At 55.0% G+C, this 21,991-nt stretch carries 14 protein-coding genes; 8 read left to right on the forward strand and 6 right to left on the reverse strand.

Annotation, left to right across the window (positions count from 1 at the left end):
• Nucleotides 1–25: 25 nt before the first annotated feature.
• Nucleotides 26–1,825, reverse strand: coding sequence for a serine/threonine-protein kinase (locus CGZ80_RS09990; RefSeq protein ID WP_094413857.1), 1,800 nt, complete (start codon nucleotides 1,823–1,825; stop codon nucleotides 26–28).
• Nucleotides 1,826–2,160: 335 nt separating this feature from the next.
• On the opposite strand from CGZ80_RS09990, the gene CGZ80_RS09995 reads away from it, so the two are divergent.
• Nucleotides 2,161–2,976 (forward strand): hypothetical protein, encoded by an 816-nt coding sequence (locus tag CGZ80_RS09995; protein WP_143543834.1) that lies wholly within the window; start codon nucleotides 2,161–2,163, stop codon nucleotides 2,974–2,976.
• On the opposite strand, the gene CGZ80_RS10000 is transcribed toward CGZ80_RS09995, so the two are convergent.
• Nucleotides 2,966–7,921, reverse strand: a complete 4,956-nt coding sequence (locus tag CGZ80_RS10000; protein ID WP_094413861.1) for a choice-of-anchor Q domain-containing protein — start codon at nucleotides 7,919–7,921, stop codon at nucleotides 2,966–2,968. The genes CGZ80_RS09995 and CGZ80_RS10000 overlap by 11 nt on opposite strands.
• A 90-nt stretch (nucleotides 7,922–8,011) precedes the next feature.
• On the opposite strand from CGZ80_RS10000, the gene CGZ80_RS29220 reads away from it, so the two are divergent.
• Both CGZ80_RS29220 and CGZ80_RS10020 read left to right on the forward strand, forming a co-directional pair.
• Nucleotides 8,012–8,119, forward strand: coding sequence for a hypothetical protein (locus CGZ80_RS29220; RefSeq protein WP_094413863.1), 108 nt, complete (start codon nucleotides 8,012–8,014; stop codon nucleotides 8,117–8,119).
• 1,728 nt (nucleotides 8,120–9,847) lie between these two features.
• Complete coding sequence (locus CGZ80_RS10020; RefSeq protein WP_255407705.1) at nucleotides 9,848–12,592, forward strand: protein kinase domain-containing protein; 2,745 nt, start codon at nucleotides 9,848–9,850, stop codon at nucleotides 12,590–12,592.
• Here CGZ80_RS10020 and CGZ80_RS10025 read toward each other — a convergent pair.
• From CGZ80_RS10025 to CGZ80_RS10040, 4 genes are all read right to left on the reverse strand, one after another.
• Nucleotides 12,569–13,300, reverse strand: a complete 732-nt coding sequence (locus CGZ80_RS10025) for an RNA polymerase sigma factor (protein WP_094413870.1) — start codon at nucleotides 13,298–13,300, stop codon at nucleotides 12,569–12,571. The genes CGZ80_RS10020 and CGZ80_RS10025 overlap by 24 nt on opposite strands.
• 157 nt (nucleotides 13,301–13,457) lie before the next feature.
• Entirely contained in the window at nucleotides 13,458–14,969 is a 1,512-nt protein-coding gene (locus tag CGZ80_RS10030) for a B12-binding domain-containing radical SAM protein (protein ID WP_094413872.1), read from the reverse strand.
• Between the two features lie 62 nt (nucleotides 14,970–15,031).
• Nucleotides 15,032–15,358, reverse strand: a complete 327-nt coding sequence (locus tag CGZ80_RS10035) for a transcriptional regulator (RefSeq protein WP_198953664.1) — start codon at nucleotides 15,356–15,358, stop codon at nucleotides 15,032–15,034.
• 76 nt (nucleotides 15,359–15,434) lie between these two features.
• Nucleotides 15,435–16,076: a hypothetical protein gene (locus CGZ80_RS10040; protein WP_094413874.1), complete on the reverse strand. Its 642-nt coding sequence runs from the start codon at nucleotides 16,074–16,076 to the stop codon at nucleotides 15,435–15,437.
• A 54-nt stretch (nucleotides 16,077–16,130) separates the two neighbouring features.
• Between CGZ80_RS10040 and CGZ80_RS10045 the strand changes: the two genes are divergently transcribed.
• From CGZ80_RS10045 to CGZ80_RS10075, 5 genes are all read left to right on the forward strand, one after another.
• Nucleotides 16,131–16,934: a phytanoyl-CoA dioxygenase family protein gene (locus CGZ80_RS10045; protein ID WP_233148340.1), complete on the forward strand. Its 804-nt coding sequence runs from the start codon at nucleotides 16,131–16,133 to the stop codon at nucleotides 16,932–16,934.
• Between the two features lie 1,157 nt (nucleotides 16,935–18,091).
• Nucleotides 18,092–18,955, forward strand: coding sequence for a PEP-CTERM sorting domain-containing protein (locus CGZ80_RS10060; protein ID WP_158222641.1), 864 nt, complete (start codon nucleotides 18,092–18,094; stop codon nucleotides 18,953–18,955).
• Complete coding sequence (locus CGZ80_RS10065; RefSeq protein WP_094413882.1) at nucleotides 18,955–20,541, forward strand: long-chain-fatty-acid--CoA ligase; 1,587 nt, start codon at nucleotides 18,955–18,957, stop codon at nucleotides 20,539–20,541. Before CGZ80_RS10060 ends, CGZ80_RS10065 begins: the two co-directional genes overlap by 1 nt.
• 2 nt (nucleotides 20,542–20,543) lie before the next feature.
• Nucleotides 20,544–21,434, forward strand: coding sequence for a TauD/TfdA dioxygenase family protein (locus CGZ80_RS10070; protein ID WP_094413885.1), 891 nt, complete (start codon nucleotides 20,544–20,546; stop codon nucleotides 21,432–21,434).
• The gene (locus CGZ80_RS10075) at nucleotides 21,431–21,988 is read left to right on the forward strand and encodes an FcoT family thioesterase (RefSeq protein WP_094413887.1); all 558 of its coding nucleotides are present in this window, start codon (nucleotides 21,431–21,433) and stop codon (nucleotides 21,986–21,988) included. Before CGZ80_RS10070 ends, CGZ80_RS10075 begins: the two co-directional genes overlap by 4 nt.
• The last annotated feature ends 3 nt before the right edge of the window (nucleotides 21,989–21,991 follow it).

The following is a 21,991-nucleotide window of genomic DNA, read 5'->3' on the forward strand; positions in this document are numbered from 1 at the left end:
TCGAAACTGATCGGAACGATATTGATTACTGAATCTGTGCTTGTTCGACTTCACGCAAGATCGCTGAAGCTTCGGCCAAACTCTTGCCGGCAAACTGCTTTTCCCATGCTTGGGCGTTGGGCCGTCCTGGTCGCATGGCTCGGAAATACAACCAGAATGAAACGGCTGTTCCGATCACCCCAACGACAATCGAGGGGATCAACGAACTGGGGACCAGGACGGCATCAAAACCGAACGCGACAGCGGCGGGAATCCACATCAGCCACCATGGGAATCCGACGATTGGGGCGACTTTGACATAGACCCTGCGGACGGTGTCTAGCTTGCCGCGAATTTGGTCCACCGACTCGGTGAAATCGATGCGTTTGATGCGCGTACAAACGGCGATCCCGGCAGCGATTACCAAGATTCCATAGACATGAATGATGCCGCCGCAAACGACGCGATGGAATTCGCTAGCGCGAGCCCAGCACTGGGCACCAAGCCCGATCAACAGAATCCCGACGAAGATTTGAAACAGTTGACCTTGAAACAAGGGGCTGAGCGAAGTCTTGATCTGATCCATCAGTTCGCGGCGCGTCAGAAACAATCGTGCTGTTAATTCTTGCTGCTGAAGATTCGCGGCAGATGCCGTTGTATTCGCTGACGAGCTGTCAGAGTCAATGTCGGCTGTTGCGTGACCGTTGGTGATGTCCATCGTCGGCGCGAGTGCCGAGTCATTTCGGGTGACCGAGCCGATCGTTTGAATGTCAGACTTGATCTGGCTGGCGCGTTGGTAGCGGCGTTGAGGTTCCTTTTCCAAAGTGCGCAAAACGACTTCGTCCAGGCGAACGTCAATCGCAACTTTCCGCGACGGGGCGGCGAAGCGACCGATCGGCAGCTCACCGGTCAGCATTTCGTAGAACACGACACCCAATGAATAGATGTCGGCGCGGTGATCGACACTGCGTGTGCTTTCGAACTGCTCGGGTGCCATGTAGCGAGGCGTGCCCATGACTTGGTGTGTCGCCGTTAGGCCGGTCGCTTGGTTGTCGCTGTCGAGGATGCGTGAGAGTCCGAAGTCTGCGATCTTCACCGTGCCATCTTGGGACATCAAAATGTTTTCCGGTTTAATGTCCCGATGGATGACACCTTTGTCGTGTGCGAATTGCAACGCATCGCAGAGGTGTGGCACGATCGCCAACGCATGTTCTGGTTTCAGTTGTCCGCCGCTGACGACGTCACGCAAGGTCGAACCATCGACGAATTCCATCAGGAAGTAAAACGTGTCCTCCGCTTTACCGAATTCATAAACCGAAACGATGTTGGGGTGATTCAGCTTGGCCAGCGTACGGGCTTCACGGGTGAATCGCAGGGCGAACTTCACGTCGTGGGCGAACTCTTCCGGCAGAACCTTGAGTGCGACGAGTCGGTCGAGGCCTTGTTGGCGAGCCTTGTACACCGCACCCATCCCGCCAGCACCGAGCAACTCGATGATTTCCAGGGTGGGGAACAGTTCCGACAGCCTGGCGATTGTTGGTGGTGCGAACGGACGCGAGCGTTTGTCTTGGTCGTCAAAGGCTTCGTCCAAGGTATCGGAGTGATCGGGAAAACGTTCCAGATACTCGTGCTTGTTGGGCTGATCGCCGCGTCGTCTGCGGTAGTCGATTTCCAAGACAACCAACTCGGCCAGCAGGACCGATCGTTCGACCGGATCAATGTCGTCGGCGACCATCGATTCGATAGTAGGCGGTTGATTCGATTGCCATTGGCGTTCGAATTCGGCACACAGGTCATCGATCCGTTCGAGAGCAGAGATCGGGAGTTTTTTCTGGCGAAGCGACATCGTTGACGAACCAAGCTGGCGGACTGATGGGGTGAGAAGCCCAAAATGCCGCGTTTTGCCGCATTTTGGAGCCCCCTTCATTAGGGTCACCGCCGTTTCCTGCAAGTGCCCGACAAGGTTTTGAGAAAAAGTCGGGGAGAATTTGGGGCGATATTGGGGGGACCAGCAGGTTCGCTCACCGGAGAGTCGCCGCGATGGTTCGAATGCAGGGGCGAGACTGGGCCGAATAGGTGGCAATCTCGCGGTCTGTCTCTACCCGGAAAATAGTTGCTTGAGTAGACGCCATGTCTTAAGTTGGCGGTTTCGGACCGATCGCGTTGCACGAGGGTTGGGTGATGAGAAATATTGCGTTGGCCGTTCTGTGCTGCCTTTGCTTGAGTTCACACGCGGCAGACCCTGCGTCGGAGATGGCCACTAAGAACGCGCAGCTTGCGATCTCTTTTTCCAAAGCGGAAGCGTCAACGTTCGCCATTCTGCGTGACGATCAGGAACTGCAAATGCAAGCCGAACCGCTATTGCGTTGGAACAATCCGACCGGCGGTGAAATCTATGGCGACGTGTATGTGTGGACGCTTGAAGGGCGACCGCAAGCGATCGCATCGATCTACAAATGGTTCACTCCATACACACACGGTACTGCTGAGTTTCAATCGTTGAGCGAGTTGCCACTTCAGATGAAACGCGGAGGCAGCATTGTGTGGGAGCCCGGCCCGGGGGTGCGGATGAAACCACTAGAAGAAGCGCCGCAGCCGGCGGGCATCCCGTTTCAGCGAATGCGTCAAATGCGTTCGATGGCCGAACAACATGAGGCGGTGATGGATGACCGCGAGGATCTCGATAAAAAATGGAACCTGCGTCTACTGCCAAAACCGATCTATCGGTACTCCAGCACAGAAAACGGGATCGTCGACGGTGCTTTGTTTGCATTTTGCAAAGGCACTACCAATGATCCCGAAATCGTATTGATGATGGAAGTCCAACGCGATGGCGAGTCGTTAAAGTGGATGTATGCGTTCGGCCGTCAAGACAGTTTGCGTTTCGTCGTTCGCCGAAACAATGCAATCGTCTGGGACGTCCCGCGTTTGACTCCACCTTGGAGCAACGTGTACTCGCCAAAGAATCCGTATCTTGTACTCCGGATTAACGAATGAATCCCAAGTCGCTATCACTGGCTATTTCTAGCGTCGCATCAATCGCCAGTTTCCAGTCATCGTTCTGATCTGTGTCACCATCTGCGAAGTCAGCTTGCCGATCTGCGAGTGATAGCCAAGTTTCATCCTCATCAAACCAAACTTCATCGTTGATCCCACTCGGGTCGGATGCGAAATCTGCCTGAGCGTTATCTCGACGAACTTCATTCGTCGCTCCTTTATGGCTTACTGAGGGCAACACAAGGCTTGCCATCGCACTGGCGGGCGGCAAGACGAGCTCACCTTCGGCAACACCGGTGGCCGATTGACGTCCGATGAAGTTGATGACTTGTAACGCGTCTAATGGCGAAATGTCCCCGTCTCGATTGACGTCCAAGAAACCATTACCAACTACCGATTCGCCTTCGCCTTGTCTTGCCAGGGCATTGATGATGCGCAATGCATCCGACGGGGTGGTCTCGCCACTGCCATCGGTATCCGTTGATGCAAAGATGTTTGTTGGGGAATTTGCAAACGGATTGCCATTTCGGTTTGCCTGGACAATGAATAGTCGATCCATCGATTGTGGTTCAAAGACAATCGCATAGAGTCCGCCAGATTCGAGATTTGCGGTGGTTACACCACGATCGACTTGGCTGATTTGCTGCAGGTTGCCATCGAGAATGCGAATGGTTTCACGAAGGTCCACCGTGCCGACAGGAAAAATATTGATAGTGGTATCGAGCTGAGCTTGGAAGACGATCGCCGTAGGCAAGTTATTCCCAGGGATGCGTTGGGCTCCGAGAATCTGGTCTGGAATAATGATTTGGGTGTCACCATCGCCATCGAGATCATCATCATTGATCGTTCCGAGGACGCTTCCAACGAGAATGTTTGCGTTTCCAGTGGCATTACTGAGGACGATTTGGAGACTCTCGTTTCCCTCAACAACCGTGTCTCCCGAAATTGCCAGCTCAATTGATTTTGTGATCTCGTCCGCGGCGAATGTGATGGTTCCGGCTGGGAATGTTCCGCCGAAATCGGCCGCGTCAACCGGATTCACTTCGCCCCCTTGGACGGCATAGTCAACGGTCAGTGCGGTACTCGTATTTCCTGAACGTGTGACGAGGAATGTGAACGAGGCACTCCCCGAATCACCTTCGTCTACTGACGTTTGTTGGACAGAAATTGACAATGACGGTACAGCGTTCGATGAGCCTGACAGGTCCGATTCGAATGCCCCGATATCTGTTCCGTTTCCTTGGGGACGTGAGATCCCGCGTTGATCCACAGGAACTCCGGCAATCACGCCTGCTGCGAGTGCGGGACTGCCATCAAGCAGCGGTATCGTCAGTGTCGATCCACCGTTATCGCTGAGCGTGCCCAGTAAGGGATCGACATCGATCACATCCGATGCCATCGGCGTGACGGTTACGTCGGTTGAGTCACCAATCAAATTGTTACCACCACTGATCAGGCTGCCCGATAGATCAGCACCTGTCACGGCAGAGTTGCTGCCGAAGATCGTGTTCACGGCAGTCAGCAAGCCGGCTGAGTCGATCAACGCTCCGCCACCTGAGTTTGCCGTATTTCCGGCAATGGTTGAACTGGTCACTTGAACGGATCCGCCAGCGATCCCGATCCCACCACCGTTTTCCGAAGCGACGTTTTCGGCGATGGTCGAGTTGACAATCGTTGTTGTTCCGGAGCCTTCATCGTTGAACACACCAGCGCCAACTGGCGCCGCATTTGAATGCACGGTAGACGAATGAAGATCGAGTCGCCCTGATGCGCTGTTCCAAAGACCACCGCCTTCATTCGCAGCTGAGTTTTCCTCGATGTTGGATCGGTCCACGAGGACGCTGCCATCGCCAGAGATATGAATCCCGCCACCATTTCCAGGAGCGGCTGTGGCGACCGGACCGGCCACATTGTTCACCAGATTGGTGCGAAGCAAACTGGTGGAAGAACCGGAGGTAACCTCGATTGCACCGCCCGCGCGATTCGCGGTGTTTTGCGAGAAGGAGGTGTCTGTCATAACGACCGTCCCTCCCAAATTCAGCAATCCGCCGCCCGAGCCACTGGCGCCCGTCGCTTGGTTCAATTGGATGATTGCGTCGGTGATGATCAGTGTGCCGCCGTTGTTAAATAACGCGCCACCACCATCGTCGGCGGCGTCGCCGGCGGCAACATTAGCTTCCAGCCGTGTACCGCTAACTGACATCGTGCCCGAACCATTCCAAAGTCCACCTCCCTCGCGGGCGGCAACGTTGTTCGCAATTAGACCATCGATGATCGATACATTCCCGGCGCCGCTAACATGTACGGCTCCACCATTTCCAGGAGCCGCGGCCCCGTCGGGACCGGCAACGTTATCGGTTAGGTCGACACCGTTGAGCGACGTCGTCGAACCGTCTAAGGCCTCGATGCCGCCACCGGCACGATTCGCAATATTTTGATCGAGCGTTGAACTTGTGATCGAAAGCTCGCCTGCGTTGGCGATCCCGCCGCCGCTACCTGCCGCCCCGTTGGCAATATTGCCAGAGAGGTTTGAGGCGATGATAGAAAGGGTTCCCTGATTATGGATCCCGCCTCCACCATCAGTCACTTCATCGCCGGTTGCTTGGTTATTGACGAGATTCGAATTGATAATCGTGGTCGCACCGGTGGTGGACGGCTGGGTGAAGACGCCTCCACCGCGGATCGCCGAATTGTTCTCGAGCGAGACTGATGTCAGGGTTAGCAAACCAGACGGAGAGTTCCAAAGTCCGCCGCCTTCGACCGCAGTATTACCTGCAACAAGTCCGCCCAGGATCGTGACAACTCCGTTGCCACTGATATGCAACCCACCGCCATTTCCTGGGTTCGCATTTCCACTGACAGAGTTTCCGGTGCTGCCAGTGTCGTTGGATCCGAGCGTGACATCGGTCAGCCATGTGGCGCTATCCGCAGTGACTTCGATCCCGCCGCCGGCTCGATTCGCAGTATTGCCCCCGATCACCGTTTCGTTCACCGAAAGCATGCCGCCGAGGTTCAAAATTCCACCGCCAGAACCACTTGTGCCGTTGGCGATGTTGTTACTGATAGTCGCGTTTTCGATCGACAGCTGGCCTCCGTCGTTAAAAACACCGCCGCCACCCTGGTCAGCCGCGTCGCCGGTTGCAACGTTGTCACGAATCGTGGTTCCGTCGACGGTCATCGCGGCGGTTGCGGAGTTCCAAAGTCCGCCACCTTCGACAGCCGAGTTATTCGCGACCAGACCGCCAACGACCGTGACTTGAGAATCAAAAGTCACATGAAGCCCGCCTCCGTTACCCGGATTCGCAGTGCTGCCCGCAACCGAATTTCCGTCGTCAACGGTTTCGCCGCCGAGCACTACGTTATCGAGCAACAAATCAACGGAGCCAATTTCGATTCCGCCGCCAGCACGGTTAGCTAGGTTTCCACTGAGTGTGGAGTCGACGAGGGTTAACTGGCCCGTTCGTGCAAGGATTCCGCCACCGCTGCCAGAAACGCCCAATGCGGTGTTACCGGTGAAGGTGCTATCGGCGATGTCGACGATGCCATCAAGGCTCAGGACGGCACCCCCGCCATCACCCATCATCGTGCCCGCGGCTTCGTTATCGATGAAGCTGCTATTACGGATTGTCAACGTTCCGGCCGCAACGTTCATCACGCCAGCACCACCACCACGAGACCCCGTCGCGGTGTTGTTTGCAACCGTTACATCATCGAGTTGCAGTGCTCCGCCGTTGTTGAACAGCGCGCCGCCACCGTTGTCGTCCGCTTCTCCGCTGACCGTATTGTTTTCGAACGTCGTACCACTGACCATCATCATGCCAGCCCCGTTCCAAAGGCCGCCGCCTTCGGCTGCGGCGCTATTGCCAGTGACGGTGCCGCCAGTAACAGAGGCATTCCCATCGCCGCTGATATGGAATCCGCCGCCGTTGCCGGGAGCGGCTGTTCCCACTGGTCCAGCTACGTTGTTTTGTAAGTCGGAATTAGCAAGCGTCGTTTGGCTTCCGTCGGTCGCTTCGATACCGCCACCGGCGCGATTGGCGGTGTTGCCGCTGATTGTGGTCGCGGTCACTGTCAGTTCGCCGCCGAGGTTCAAGATGCCTCCGCCTGACCCACTCGTCCCGTCGGCGATGTTATTTCCGATCGTACTGGAGCCGATGACCAACAGTCCGCCATCATTGAAGACACCGCCGCCGCCCTGATCGGCATCGTCGCCTGAAGCGGTATTTCCGGTGACTGTGGTTTCGGAAACGGTCATCGTCCCGCTGACGCTGTTCCACAGGCCGCCACCTTCGGCGCCCGCCGTATTGGAAGTGACGGTCGAGTTAACGAACGTCGCGGTCCAAGGCCCTGACGTGTGCAACGCCCCGCCGTTAATGCCGGTGCTGTTTTGGTCCAGTTCGACCGAATCGAAGGTTGCGGTTCCGGCGTTTTCGACACCGCCGCCGGCGCGTGCGGCGGAGTTACCAGAGATGGTGCCACCGCTGACCACCAAGGTTCCACCGTCGTTGTTCAAAATACCGCCGCCGTTGCCAAGTCCTGTGGTCGCCGTGTTTGCGGTGATGTTGGTATCGGTGATTTCGAGCGTGCCGCCAAAGTTTGCGAAGCCACCACCACCTTCGCCCGGTTCGTCGCCGCCGCTGGTGTTGCCACTGACGGTGCTGTCGACGACAGTCATCATGCCGCCTTCGTTGGTGAATCCGCCGCCGTCACCTTGGGCACTGTTATTTGAAATGGTGCTATTGGTGATCGTGACCGAGCCACCAATCGGTTTGAGCGTTCCCGCAGCAGCAGGGCCCGTCACCCGATAACCGTCCGGTGATCCGTCGCCATCGACATCAATGTCAGTATTGACTCCGTGGACAACGTATTCACGCAATCCCATTGGGACCAAGTTGTTGAACTGCCTCGCCTGGTCAGGGTCTGACAGATCAAACGAGTAAGTCATTTCGAAATCGATCGTTCCGTCCGGGGCGGTCGGAAAGCTTGCGATGTCGAAGTTTTCGAGCGGTGATTCGCCTGCCGGTGGGGCCGGGGTTTGCGGGTCGGAAAGGTTCAGCAGGACGTTGCCATAGGCAGCCAAGCCTTCGCCGACGGTGATGAAGCCGTCGCCATTGGTGTCTTCTTGAGGTCCCGGGACACGTGAGGAGATGGGCACTCCTCCGCTTCCGACGAATGGACTGGCAAGTGTCCCGGTTTGGTCGAGGTCTGATGCGAAACGGCCGTGGATGTGTTGGATGTGCGGTTGGTTGGCAACCAAACCGGCAGCGTTGACAGCGACGGTAATGGTTGGAGTCATGGGAGATGACTGATCAACGGTAACGGTGACGTTACCAGAGACGCCGGAATTATTGAGTGGGACAAGTTCTGTGGAGAAGGATTGCGAAGTGACATCGACGCCGCCATCGTTGAAGACACCACCACCGGTCGGCGCAGAGTTCCCATCAATCGTTGTTCCGTCGACCGTTAACGTCCCGGTCGCCGAGTTCCAAAGTCCACCTCCCTCAGCGCCAGCAACGTTGCCGCTGACGGTGCCACCGGTGATTGTGATTTCGGCGCTTCCGGTGACGTGCAGTCCACCGCCGTTGCCCGGTGCGGGTGTCGCCTCGGGGGCGACACCCGCGTTGTTGTCGTCCAACGCGACGTTTGTCAGCGTGACTGACTGATTGGATGCGTCTTCTATACCGCCACCGGCGCGATTGGCGGTGTTGTTGATAATCGACGAATCGATCGCCGAGAAGGTTCCTGCATTGAACACACCGCCTCCGCTGCCGGAGGCACCCGCAGCGGTGTTGCCGTCAATGGTGACTTGGTTGATCGACAGTGATCCCGCGTTAAAGATCGCACCGCCGTCGCCGGTCGCGCTGGCTGAACTGCCAGCTGTATCAGACGCAATCCCACCGGTTAGCGTAACGTTTGAGAGATCGACACTGGCTCCAGACATGATGTCGAAGACACGATCATTTAATCCGCTCGCATCAATGGTCGTGGTCGCGGTACCGATGATCGTCAATGCGTTGTCTTCGGTGATGTCCAAGTCGCCGGTGGCAGCCGCGTCCTCGCCGGAACCCGTGATCGAAAGCGTAAGTGTTCCCGCTGGCAGCGAGATCGTGTCGTCCTCACCGTTGGAATTCGATTCGATGATCGCTTCGCGAAGACTGGTGAATCCGTCAGATGCATCGACAACGTCGCTAAATGTGTCGACGGTAATGGCGGCCAGCAAGTTCCGCTGCTCAAGGTCTTCGAGAAACGGTCGACGAAGGGCCCAACGTTTTGACGCTCGAGTTCGTTGGACACGTTTTTTTCTAGTCAAGAACTTAGAAAGCATCTGCTTCGTCATAATTTGAGCCGGCTCAAGTGGAGGATTCGCGGGGTGGACGCATCACCGGTGAAAACTTGCCGTCAGACTGCACTCGCTGATGAGATCCTTGTCACAGCTACGCTGCCAATCCAAATCTGTGACAGTGATTCCGATGAATATTTTGATTTGTTCATCGCGAGTTAGGGTGATGCACTCCCTGACCTTAGATTGATGAAAAGTCCTCGCTCTAATCCTCGCTGGTGAAGCCATGGCATTGACGGAGCATCTCAACGCGAAATTGACACCTCGTCCATGGCATCGACTACGATGGGCATCGATATGGCGGATGGCATCTGAATTTCATCTCGTGTGTTCGAAAGGACTACTGTGACAAGCTTTGCAGACGATCCGAGTTCGAGTGATGGCTTCCGTAGTGAGTTAGACGATCTCATCGAAGCGCCGAGCTGGTACGGAGAGGTCGATGAACGAGCAGCCGCTGGTCGATTCCGGGGCTGCTTGAGCGAAGATTGGTCAAGCCACTTGGTTGGTAAAACCCTCGGTCATTTTCGTATCGTGCGCGAGTTGGGCCGCGGCGCAATGGGAGTCGTTTTTTTGGCCGAGGCCGAATCAGGAGACTTCGTTGCCCGAGACAACGTTGCCATCAAGGTCTTGCGGCCGGACATAAAAAGCAGTGCTAGCGCGATAAAGCGTTTTCAAAGGGAGGCCCGTTTATTGGCCGACCTCGATAGCCCAGCGATCACTCAGCTATTTGAAGTGAGCGAAGACCAGGGGCTCATGTTTTTTGCGATGGAATATATTCCAGGGATTAGCTTGCAGCAGCTGATTCGGGAGCGCGGATCGCTCGCGGAGGGCGATGCATTGCGATTGATCCAGCAGGTAGCGATCGGGTTGGCTTGTCTGCACAACCGAGGTGTCATCCACCGTGATGTCAAGCCATCCAACATCCTGATCGATACAGAAAAGCTTTCGTCACACGATCAAAGTACGTCGCATGAGATCGCGCTGGGGGCGGTCAAACTGACGGACCTGGGACTCGCCAGGATGATACGAAGTGTCGAGTCGATTGAATTGACGCACACCAATGCAGTGGTCGGGACACCTCGCTACATGGCACCGGAAATCTTGGCCCCGGAATTGTTCTCTGGGGAAAAGCGTGCTACGCCAGCTGCTGATCTTTATTCGTTGGGTGCAACGCTGTTCGAAATGTTGACGGGGCGACCGCCTTTGGAAGCCAACAGCTTAATAGGGCTCGCTGACGAGCATCTGTATGCCCGACCACCGCAGCTCGATGCCATTGTTGCCGGGGTTAGCAAGCCGGTCAGCCAATTGGTTGCAAAGATGCTCGCGAAAAGTCCAACTCATCGATTTGTCGACGTACACGATTTTCTTGTTGTGCTTGAAGCGATCTTGGCGGGTGAGCCGACACGGTTGGAAACGACTGGACTCGTTCGCCAATCGGAAGGCGAGGCACCATTGACGTTTGAGTTGGTGTGCGAGATGCAAGCTTCACCAAGCGTCGTTTGGCAATACGTTTCAAATACGGACCGGATGAATCATGCGGTCGAGCTTCCGGCGGTGGAGTACAGCATCGCTTCGGGAGACCAGGGAACGATGCGACGTCACTGTGAAGCTCGAGTCGCTGGCCTGACTTTTTCATGGGTTGAAGAGCCGTTCGAATGGATCGAGCCAAACTCTTTTTCGGTGGTTCGCAGTTTTTCGCATGGGCCATTGCTGTCAGCGACAAGTACGGTGCAGCTCTTTCGCCGCGGCAGAGGCACCACGCTATTGCATCGGCTTGAGGTGCTACCAAGAAACCGATTCGGACGCTGGTTAACACAGTGTCGTCTCGGGCGAGTCGCAATGCGTTCATTCGATCGTGTCTATCGGCGCATTGATTCAGTGCTTGGGCCGAATGGCTCTGACACCGAAGTCATGCCGGATTCGAAGACGATTGCGATTGAGGATGTTTATGAGTCGGCAAATAAGATTGGGCGAAAATCCGCAAGAAGGATTGATGAAATCGTTTCACAACTTGCAAAGGTCGGTGTTGACCCGGCTGTGCTGATCGAACTGTCGCGATTGGTTCGTCGCGGTTCGGTACAAACTGTCGGACGGATTCGACCTGTTCAATTGGCACGCAAACTTGGGTTTTCGAATGAAGCAACGATTCAAGCTTGTATCCATGCGGCACATCAAGGATTGTTGCAGCATCGTTGGGAAATTCATTGTCCGTCTTGTCAGGTTCCGACCTCTCATGTCAACAAGCTCCATGATGTGACGACACATGGTCGGTGTCAGGTTTGTGGTTGTGAGTTTCACAATGATCTTGCCCACCGCGTGGAACTCGTTTTTCGAGCGCACCCACGGCTACGCCAATCAGAGACGCAGATTTACTGTATTGGCGGTCCATGGCATCAACCACGTGTCGTCACGCAATTGCTTTTGAAACCACATTCCAGTCGCGAGTTGTCACTTTCACTGATCGAGGGGCGTTATCAAGTCGGTAGTCCTCAGTTGTCTTCCTCGGTCGACTTAGAAATCGTATCGCAATGTAACATCGATCGGACCGAGATCGTCTTCGGCGATGGATCGGACAACCTTACGACTTTAAGTTTAAAGCTACCGGACCAGTCGTTGACCTTGGTCAATCGATTTGACAGAGAATTGCTAATACGGATCGAGCGTATGGGCAAGCAATCCGAGTTATTGACAGCAGCAGAGGTCGCTTCCTTGTCAACATTTCGACGATTGTTTCCTGACGAGATTCCAGCGACGGACCATGCCACAACTTTGTCTGGGGTGGCATTCGTTGTTATGGAAAGATGTAGCGAAGGCCGAATGGTCACGGAAGAAGACGGTTTCGAAAACACTCGAAACTTTCTGCAAATCGTTCGAGACCTTGTCTCACGGGGCAAGGGCGGATGTATTAAGACGATCGGAGAAACAACCGTCTCGGTTTTTCACGATGCGGCTGATGCGATCACTGTAATCGCAAAGGTGAGGAAGGAGGTTCAGCCCATCGACAAATTGAAAATAGCGATTCACGTTGGTCCGGCTGTGATGATGAATATCAACGGACAGATCGAGTACTTTGGAGAAACGTTCGAGGATGCGATTCGGATGGTCAACGGTGGTCAGCCCGGCGAACTTTTGTTGTCGCAGACCGCAATCGGTTGTGAACCGATCGAAAAGATAATGACTTCTCAACTTTCTCGGTGCGATCGGCGATTGTTCCGGTTTAATGGCAAGGGGTTCGATGTGGATGCTATCCCATTAGACGCGGCTGTACTTTTGTAGTCCGAGTAGTTGCAGTTCCGATTCGACTTCTTCAGTTCCGGCGAACAGCAGCGTGTTTTGGACTTCAACCCGCATCAGTTCACAGAAGCGGTCGCGCGCACGTTTGAGATTCTGACGCAGCCACGCGGCAGTGACTTCACGTTCGAGCTGTTCACCCGCCAAAATAGCCAGCGATTTCGAGTTGTGAGTCGGGTGCTGTGTTCGTAGTTTTAAGATGACCGAGTAGCAGGTTTGCGAAGTAACATCGGCGGCGTCCATGGCAGTCCATGTTCGACAAAGAAGTTCTCGCCGCCAGTCTTCGTCGAACATCGCTTCGATTTTAGAGGCGTATGACGGTTCTTGACTGTGGGGTGAGTGGACTGACGCGACGATAGGAGACTTTTTTAGACGCCGGAAATGGTCGTTCGCCAGGTTGATCAAGGCGCGTTTCAAGTAGTCGCGAAAACGTCCTCGCTCGGGTGAAGCTTTCTGGAAATCACCACGGATGAAGCGAAAGGCAAACTCTTGCGATAGATCGTCTGCAACGTCTGGGTCCCGCACCATCGCCAAGAGGTACCGGTAAGCTGGGCCTGCATATCGTAGTAACAACTCACGTTGAATTTCCGTCGAACCACATTCTTCGGCCGGTGTCGTACCGACGACGGCGGACCAATGTGTTCTGATTTGGCTGAGTCGGTCGGTGTCAACCTTGCTGTTGTCAGATGTCATTTGTCGGGAGACTATCGCTTGCGGCAACGGATTGATTCGATCTGTGCAGTCGAAATGCCACTTTTAATCATCCCGTTACAATACACCAGCGAACTGGCCGGTGAATCGGTCCTTTGCCAATTTTCGCTTTCTGTCTCGTTCGAAAACGTTTCAGCGTTCAAACCCCGGCGGAGACCAGTGTGCTGCTTCGTGCGGGATCAGATGTCGTTTGTTGAGCGAGGCGTTTGCGAAATTTGACGTGACGCCGGCGAGTGAGTTCGACGAGCGGTCGCCAAACTCTTGCTGTCCATCGATGCTTGATCAACAAATGCCAAAAGCGGTTTGACCGTTTGTAGAGATACGACATCGCAAGGTACGCCGGGACGGCACGCCAATCACTCGGTCGTCTTCGCCAGATCGAGGCATGTGAGAAAAGTCGTTTGTAACACCATTCGTAGCCCTCAGCCAATTGCTCGGGCGTCAAGTGTTTGGGAGCGAAGACGACGTTCGCAGTGTCGTATTTGTCCCAGTCGGTGTGCAGCAAGCGACCTTCGGATTCCATTTGGCGAAACAGCGGCGTGCCCGGGTAAGGCGTCATGATATGGAACGTCGCACACTCCAATCGATTCGCTTCGACCCACTCGACCGTCCGCCGAAAAACGTCTTCACGGTCGTGATCAAAACCCAACACAAAGCTTCCGTTGACTTGGATTCCATACTGATGAAACAGTTTGACGCGTCGGGCGTAGTCTTCGGTGCGTGGGCTTTTCTTTTTCGAGTCCGTGATGTTGTCATTCGACAAGGACTCAAATCCGACGAATACACCGGTGCAACCGGCCAGTGCCATATCGCGTACCAGTGTCGGATCATCTGCAACGTCGATGCTGACCGCGGCGCTCCAGATTTTGTCGAGCGGGCGAATCGCGTGACAGAGTTGGCGCAGGTATTCGGGTTTGGAGCCCAAGTTGTTATCGGTAAAGACCGCGTAGGGCTGGTCGTCTTGTTGAAACTCGTCCACGATCTGTTGCACGTCACGCATCAAATAGGGCATGTGCAGCCCTTTGGTGGATAAGTAGCAAAAGCCGCAACGATTGTGACAGCCGCGTGTCGCGATCAAGCTGCTCGTGGTTAAGTAGCTGCGTCGATCGAGTAGCTCTCGCCGCGGTGCAGGGTCGTCACGATACGGACGTTTGAAATCGGCTTTGTAAATCGGTTGCAAGTCATCGCGATCGATGTCGCCAAGGATCTGTCCCCAAAGTTGAACTCCGTCGCCGATCGCCAAAACATCCGCATGCGGGGCGACTTCATCAGGGCATGAAAGCACATGCAAACCGCCCATCACCACAATCGAACCATGACTGCGGTACCATTTGGCCAGTTCGTAAGCTCGTTTGGCAAACGTCAGGTGGACGGAGATGCCGACGATAGCCGGAATCGGTTCGCATGGCGGCGGCCCCTGCAGCAGATTCTCGTCCCAGTACTGCACGTCCCAGTGGTCCGGAGTGCTGCTGGCGATGCTGGTCAGCGCGAGGGTTGGTGTCAGAACGTGTTTACCAAAGCTGGCATGTCGGTCTTTGGCATAGAACGGATTGATCAGTAGCGATGTTTGTGGCTTGGGTTGCCGTCTAGGATCGATCGGTGGCAATTCGGGAGCGATCCGCATCTCTTTGGGAATCCAAGCGTTCTTCATCAATTCACCGTTCGGTTTTGAAATTGACTTTGTATTGCAAAGTGAGTGGCGAAAAAAAGAGGCTAAGCCGGGGACCAGTTGCCGCCCAAGGGTTGGCCGCTCGGTTGGGTTTGTGTTTTTGCCTGTGCATCAGCGACGACGGATTCCAAGACGGCGATGTACTCGGCGAAACGTTCGCGTCCCGTTGATGATAGCCGGACCATGGTTTGGGATCGCGAGTTTTCGGTGCCTTTCCAGATTTCGATCAGTCCGGCGTCGCTGAGTACTCCCAGGTGACGACTGAGGTTGCCATCAGTCAGCGAGCACAAACGTTTGAGATCGTTGAAGACAACGCCATCACGGTTTGCCGCCAGCGAAGCCATGATTCCCAAACGAGCTTTCTCGTGCATTACCCGGTCGAGCCCGTCATAGGAGAAACGGCCTGCCTTTGGGGGTGATGATGTTTTATCCGAGTCCGGCGTCGCTTTAGAATGGTTCTGTTTTCGTCGCATCATGACGCTCCAAATTCCAGTACAAGATAGCGGCGGAAAGGAATTGGCCACCGCCGAATGAAATCGCCATTTGAAGTGCCGAAAAGCCTTGGGTGTGATCACCCCAGCGTAGCCAACAGCAACCGCAAATCACGTAATACATCGCCGACCAGATGACGGCATTGGGAAGCATTCGCCGTGACGCGAAAATGCCCTGCCCAAACACCAAGGACCACAATCCGGGCAGCATCCAGCTGGCCTCGGGAGCACCGCGCTGGATACAAATGGTCAAAAGTCCGCCGATTACCAAGCAAGGCGCAAACTGCTCGACCGCCAATCGCGTCTTTTCTCCAGTCAGGCGGTCGGACGAGGATTTGATCCGCCACAACAGTTCCAGACCAACCAAGCCGACATTGATCGATGCCACCACCAGCCACAGTGTCAAACAGTGATCCAGAAGCTCGCTGCTCGATTGAAAACTGGCCGGTTGCAATCGCGTCGTGTGCACGGCCGCGGCAGCCAACCCCAGCATTCCTGATGACGCAACGGTCAAGGAGCGATAACCGCGGAACACTTCTGTCTGCGCCATCTGTTGGCGAATCTCAGAAATCTGTTGCATCGCATCGCGAAGTTCCACCGATTGCTCCCGGCAAGAGAATCACAACCACGTCATACTGAAAGTAACTTTACAATGCAAAGTAGCAATTCGGGTCAGCCGAGTCAAGCTTTCACGCCCGATGCCGATCTGGCGATGGATTCGTTTCGCAGCCAAGGATTCGCGTTATTGAACAAGCCGGTCAAGCAATTGGTCGTCGACGAATTGTTGACGGCATGTGAACGAGTCTTCGCGGACCGTGACCTTGCCGAAAAACGCGACGGCGGTGTGTTAGCCAAATCCAGTCGCGGACATGTCTACGCCGCGCGGAACTTGATCCGGACATTGCCGATGGTGGCAACGGTTTGGCGAACCGAGTCGTTGATCGGTTTTCTGAAGTCGCAGTTGGGAGACAGATTCGGATTGGTGCGGGCTTTGTTTTTCGACAAGCCGCCGGATCGGACATGGGCACTGGGCTGGCACAAGGACACGGCCATCGCGGTTGCCGACAACGGTGCCGATCGAGAAACTCCGTCGCCGTTCTTTTCACGCCCGACGGTCAAGGCAGGTGTTCCGCATGTGATCGCATCGGACGAGATTTTGCGGCAAATGTTGACGCTGCGAATTCACCTGGACGAAGTAACCGACGAAAACGGTCCGCTACGTGTTGTGCCCCAGTCACATCACACCAGTGACAGCGAAGGGGTTGGTGTGCAGCACGCAGTCTCGGTTCATGCGGCAAAGGGGCAAGTGCTGGCGATGCGACCCTTACTGACGCACGGCAGCGGATCATCGCTGCCCGGGACGGATCGGCACCGCAGGATCCTGCACTTGGAATTCGCCGCTAGTAAGACGTTACCAGATGGATATCGGTGGCACGATTTCATCCCGTTTGAATGATTGACAAGGTGAATCGCTTGGGTAATCATGACGGACGTGAGGAGCGGGCTGATCGCCTATTAATGGCCGCCCCAGTTTGTCCAGTAATAATGTTCATCCGACGTCATTCTTTTCGGCCCGTAGGGTTCGGTTGGTCGTCGCTGGGCTGGTTCTGACACTCCTCGTCGGCATTGTTGGCATCCCGCTTCCGGATCGGTCGAAGAAGCCTTCTAACGAGCGATTTCCTTGTGAATCGTGCCCTTGTGGATGTTCCAGTGCGGAACATTGTTGGGACAAGTGTTGCTGCCACACCGATGCCGAGAAACTCGCTTGGGCTGAACGGAATCAGGTTACTCCGCCTGAATTTTTGGTGGCACGCGTCCAAGAGTCACAGCCTGTGGTTGCTTCTGCCGCTGATTCAGGTGAAGCCGCTCCGGTGCGATCCTGTTGTACGGCGAGACTTGCCGCCAGCACGTGCTGTTCTTCAAAAGCCAGTGCGAAATGTACCGATGTGCCTATTCGGCCCTCCAAGTCGTCGAGGGACATCGACAAGCGATCTCGTGTCGTGTTGTTGGATGCGGCTTTAAAGTGCCGAGGAATCGAAGTCTCGCTGCGTTTGTTGAAAGACACCTGGATTCCAGATCTGGATGCAACCGTCAAGTCGCCACCTCACTTGTGTGAGCGACTCTGTATCGAAAGCGATTCGATGAAGTCACGTTGTGATTCACCCGAAGGGCCTGTGCCCCGGGGATTGATTGCTGTAGCTGCTGCCTAGCGTGGCACCGGACCGATTTCATCAGTGACCCGAGAGCTAGTGCGTTTCGTCGACGCAACTATCTGGGTTGATGCTGCACGTCTGCGTATCTGTTGATGCGTTTGGTGTCGCAGGCTGATGTTTGCTCCTTCGGTTGTCACGCCCGATTTGCAAATCGCAGCTCTCTGCATTGTGTTGCGCGATGGCAGCGTATCACTTCAATTTGCTGAGCCGCATCTGTCGCTCCCATGCGGGCGACGGTTTGTCTGCTCCTCACAAAGTTGGCATCGCTCTAGTCTGCATGGGCGCGGCTGATGTTGCTCGGCATTCACTTTCGCAGCGGCGAACGCGCCGTTGTCTGCTCAGGTCAGGTTGTGTCAGTGCAAAAGAGGATTGGCACAAGCAGTCATTCAGCATCGCAAACATGTCATACATTCAATACAAAAAACGGTTGGTCTATTTATTTGCCGTGATCGGGTCTCTAGCGGTTCACAGCATTGGCGACTCCGCACGGGCGGATGTTGTTACGGGAGGGGCGCTGGTCATCGATTTTGATGGCGACGCGTTCGCAAACGGCGGCAACGAGCTGGCGCTACAAAGCGTCGGTATTTCGCTGACGCCCGGGCAAGCGTTTATGGAATTCGGACTGCACGGTAACGGCGTCTTGCCGGGGCGCCCCGCATCGCCAGCCACGGCCACCGATTTCAGTGACCTTCGCGACGGTTGGGTGCGACCGTCAACCGAAGGTTTGGGCTATACCTTCAATGCGGGTGCTGGTAGCCCGCTCGAATTCGATCCATCCAGCATCGCGAGTGTCGGTGCGCAAGGGGCGGCAACGTTCGCCGGTGGAGACGCATTTTGGTATGCGAACGATGCGGTGATCGCTACCGGCAGTGTTTGGTTGCAGTTTGGAAATTATGCACTCCACTACGACGAAACTCGCTCGGAGGGAGAAAACTCCGGTTGGTTGCTAACCAACACCGTACTGCAAACGCTGCCGTTGTTTGATATTCGAAATCTATCGATCGATTCGGTAGCAGCGGGCATCGACACCGCTGGCAGCCTTTCGCTGTCGGGGGACCTGTATGTTTCCGACGAGTTTAGTGCCGCTTGGTATCTGCAACCCGAATTGAATGTCGGGACGTTTTCATTTGCGGGCGTCACTGCCATTCCCGAACCGTCAAGTTTCGCTTGCTTGGCCATTGGGGCGTTGGGCCTCTCGCTAGTTCGCCGGAAGCGATCGACGATCGAGCGAAATAGGGACGCCGGCGAAGAGAACGCATCGTGATGGCGAAATTTGAATTCACCGCATTGGACGCTTGCGAAACACTCGGCGAAGCTTGTCAAACGCTAGCCGAGCGTTTTGGAGACCACATTGCGTTTGCCCTCGATGACGACTCCGTCAGCTTTGCGAAGCTTGATCAGGTCACCGACCGAATCGCCGCAGCACTTGTCGCAGAAGGCTGTGGTATCGGTGCACGAGTTGCCTTGATCGGTATGGACAGCCTCGCGGGCTATTTGTTGCTTTTCGGCTGTGCCAAGGCGGGCTGCGTGTTGGTCCCGATCAACTGGAAGCTGTCTGCGGCGGAACTGTCGCGGATTTTGGATGACTGTGACGCAAAGCTTTTGTTCGCGGACAATGCATCCAGCGACAAACTCAGTGGTGTTCGTTCATCGCAACAGTCGCAGCGAGGCGTCCTTTCGATCGAGCGATTTCAGCAATGGTTGGATCGGCACGACCAGTGCGACGCAATCGAAGATACTGTTGCACAGGGCCACTTCAGCGAAACGCCTGTTGTGCAGATCTACACGTCGGGAACAACTGGAACACCGAAGGGCGTCGTGCTGAGCCATCGGGCATTTATTCGTTTGCGTCGCCAAATGCGATCGCAAGGCGACGATTGGATGGGGTTTTCGTCAAGCGACCGATTGTTGTTGTCACTTCCGCAGTTCCACATTGGCGGGTTGTGGTGGGCGGTGCAAGGATTTTTGAGCGGATCGACCGGGTATTTGATGCCCTCGTTTGTCGGTTGGAAAGCGATCGAATTGATCGTCCAGCGCCGAGTCACTCAAGTGCCGATGGTGCCCGCGATGATTCAGTTCGTTTTGGCCGAGCCAACCTTTACGGCGGCAGACTTCTCCAGCGTTCGTGGGCTTCTTTATGGCGGTTCACCGATCGCTGCGGAACTGCTCGCGAAAGCTCAAGCCGCGTTTAACAATGCACGTTTCTTTCAAATTTATGGTTTGACGGAAACGGGCAACATGGCGGTCTGTTTGCGGCCTGAAGATCACTCCGATCCGGCGCTTGCGTCGGCCGCTGGCCAGCCGCTTCCCGGTGTCGAGTGCAAAGTTGTTGGTCCCGATGGGGGCGAACTGGACACGGGTGAAGTCGGCGAAATCTGGCTTCGGTCGCCGTCCGCGATGTTGGAATACTATCGCCGCCCCGACGAAACCAACGCTACGCTCGTTGACGGTTGGGTCAAGACCGGTGACGCAGGCTATTTGGACGGTCGTGGTTTTCTGTTCGTCTGCGATCGCATCAAGGACATGATCATCTACGCCGGCGAAAACATCTTTCCGGCCGAAATCGAAACGGCGTTACGCAAGCATGCCGCAATCGCGGATGTCGCGGTGATCGGTGTCCCTGATCCGAAATGGGGCGAATCGCCGAAAGCGTTTTTGGTTCTCCGCGGCGACGCCGAAAAGCCACGTGTCCGCGATTTGCTGAGCTTTGTGCGGTCGGAGCTCGCCGAATTCAAGGTCCCCAAGTCATTCGAATTTGTCACTCAACTTCCCCGGAACCCCAGCGGAAAAGTTCTGAAAACAGAGCTTCGAAAGCCGTACTGGGAAAACCACACACGAAAGGTGAACTGATCATGTCAGCCGTACAGAGTCTTCGAATCGATGCACCACCCGCCGACCAGATTGGGGCGGTGATTTCCGGTATCGATGTCAATGAGCTGGTGCCCGACTCGTCCGAGATAACTGCAATACGTGAAGCGATCTATCGCTATCGTTTGGTCGTCATACGCGGCCAACAAATGAATGAGTCGCAGTACGTCGAAATCGCTCGAAAACTTGGGCGTCCGCAAGTTTATTTTCAGACCAACTATCACCATCCAAGCTATCCCGAAATCTTTGTCTCGTCCAATATCGCCGAGAACGGTCAAAAAGTCGGTGTGGCTCGGACAGGGCATTACTGGCATACCGATTGTTCGTTCGAGCAGCATCCGTTGTCATGGACGTCGATCTATCCACAAGTGTTCCCGCAGGATGCACGAGGCACGTTATATATCGATATGGCCAAGGTTTATCGGGAGTTGCCCGAGCATCTGAAGGCTTATGTCGATCATGCGACCACAATTCATGCCGGACAATTGCGATACAAGGTGCAAGCGTCCGATATCGATCGGTCGTTAAAAGAATTGCTCGACCGAATCAATGAAGAGGTGCCACCGGTGCGGCACCCCGCGGTGATCGAGCACCCGGTCACCGGAGAGCGAATCCTGTATCTCAACAGCGGTTTTACCGTGGCGATTGAAGGGATGACCTTCGAAGAGAACCGTGAACGACTGGCCGAGTTGTTCGAATACATCGAGCGGCCAGAGCACATTCACGAGCATGCGTGGTCAGAGGGCGATTTGATCATCTGGGACAACCGCTTTTTGATCCATATGTCAACGGCCGTCAAACCGGGGCAACAGAGTAAGAGCTATCGCATCGGTATCTATGACGACTTGCCGTTCTACAAAGGAATCGTGTCATGAGTCCTCTCACGCTAGCGAATCATCGAATCGCGACATCAACGTTGTGCCAAGTCAGCGACATTGATGACGCATTCTTGAGACAGGTGCTAAAGCCCTATCGACCGTCGTGTCAGTATCTGAAGCGAGTCCACGTGGGATTCGAGACCGAATGCACACGCACATGGGACTCGATTGTCGCGATAGGAGAATTCGAAATCGACAGGTCCTGCTATATCGACGACACAGGACATTTCAACGCTGTCGAATTCAATATTTGCTACAACCAATTGGCGTATGTCTTGCTAGCGACTTGTGTTCGGGAATCGCTATTGCCGGCGCTCGACGATTACACCTTGGACGGTTTCTTTAAAAAGCAGCTGTCCAATTATTTGATCGCGAGCATTCAAAGTCACTATCACAGCGAACTTAATCCTCGCGACTTCGTAGGTGAAGTTCGCCTTCTGTCCGCACGCCGACGCAGCAGATTGTCGATTTTGAAAACCGCGTGTCGGTTTCAAGATCAACAGCAAGGGCGTAGTGACGGCGAAGTCAAATTGGTTGTGTTGGGAGCTTGACGT

It is taken from the genome of Rhodopirellula sp. MGV (genome assembly GCF_002251265.1).
In the GTDB taxonomy this organism is placed as follows: domain Bacteria; phylum Planctomycetota; class Planctomycetia; order Pirellulales; family Pirellulaceae; genus Stieleria; species Stieleria baltica_A.

Bases quoted from the DNA above. Each gene is read 5' to 3' on its own strand.
- CGZ80_RS10060 (WP_158222641.1), top strand. From the start codon at position 18,092: ATGTCATACATTCAATACAAAAAACGGTTGGTCTATTTATTTGCCGTG.
- CGZ80_RS10000 (WP_094413861.1), bottom strand. From the start codon at position 7,921: ATGACTTACTCGTTTGATCTGTCAGACCCTGACCAGGCGAGGCAGTTC.
- CGZ80_RS10065 (WP_094413882.1), top strand. From the start codon at position 18,955: ATGGCGAAATTTGAATTCACCGCATTGGACGCTTGCGAAACACTCGGC.
- CGZ80_RS10070 (WP_094413885.1), top strand. From the start codon at position 20,544: ATGTCAGCCGTACAGAGTCTTCGAATCGATGCACCACCCGCCGACCAG.
- CGZ80_RS10045 (WP_233148340.1), top strand. From the start codon at position 16,131: ATGCAAAGTAGCAATTCGGGTCAGCCGAGTCAAGCTTTCACGCCCGAT.
- CGZ80_RS09995 (WP_143543834.1), top strand. From the start codon at position 2,161: ATGAGAAATATTGCGTTGGCCGTTCTGTGCTGCCTTTGCTTGAGTTCA.
- CGZ80_RS09990 (WP_094413857.1), bottom strand. From the start codon at position 1,825: ATGTCGCTTCGCCAGAAAAAACTCCCGATCTCTGCTCTCGAACGGATC.
- CGZ80_RS10035 (WP_198953664.1), bottom strand. From the start codon at position 15,358: ATGCACGAGAAAGCTCGTTTGGGAATCATGGCTTCGCTGGCGGCAAAC.
- CGZ80_RS10030 (WP_094413872.1), bottom strand. From the start codon at position 14,969: ATGAAGAACGCTTGGATTCCCAAAGAGATGCGGATCGCTCCCGAATTG.
- CGZ80_RS10075 (WP_094413887.1), top strand. From the start codon at position 21,431: ATGAGTCCTCTCACGCTAGCGAATCATCGAATCGCGACATCAACGTTG.
- CGZ80_RS10025 (WP_094413870.1), bottom strand. From the start codon at position 13,300: ATGACATCTGACAACAGCAAGGTTGACACCGACCGACTCAGCCAAATC.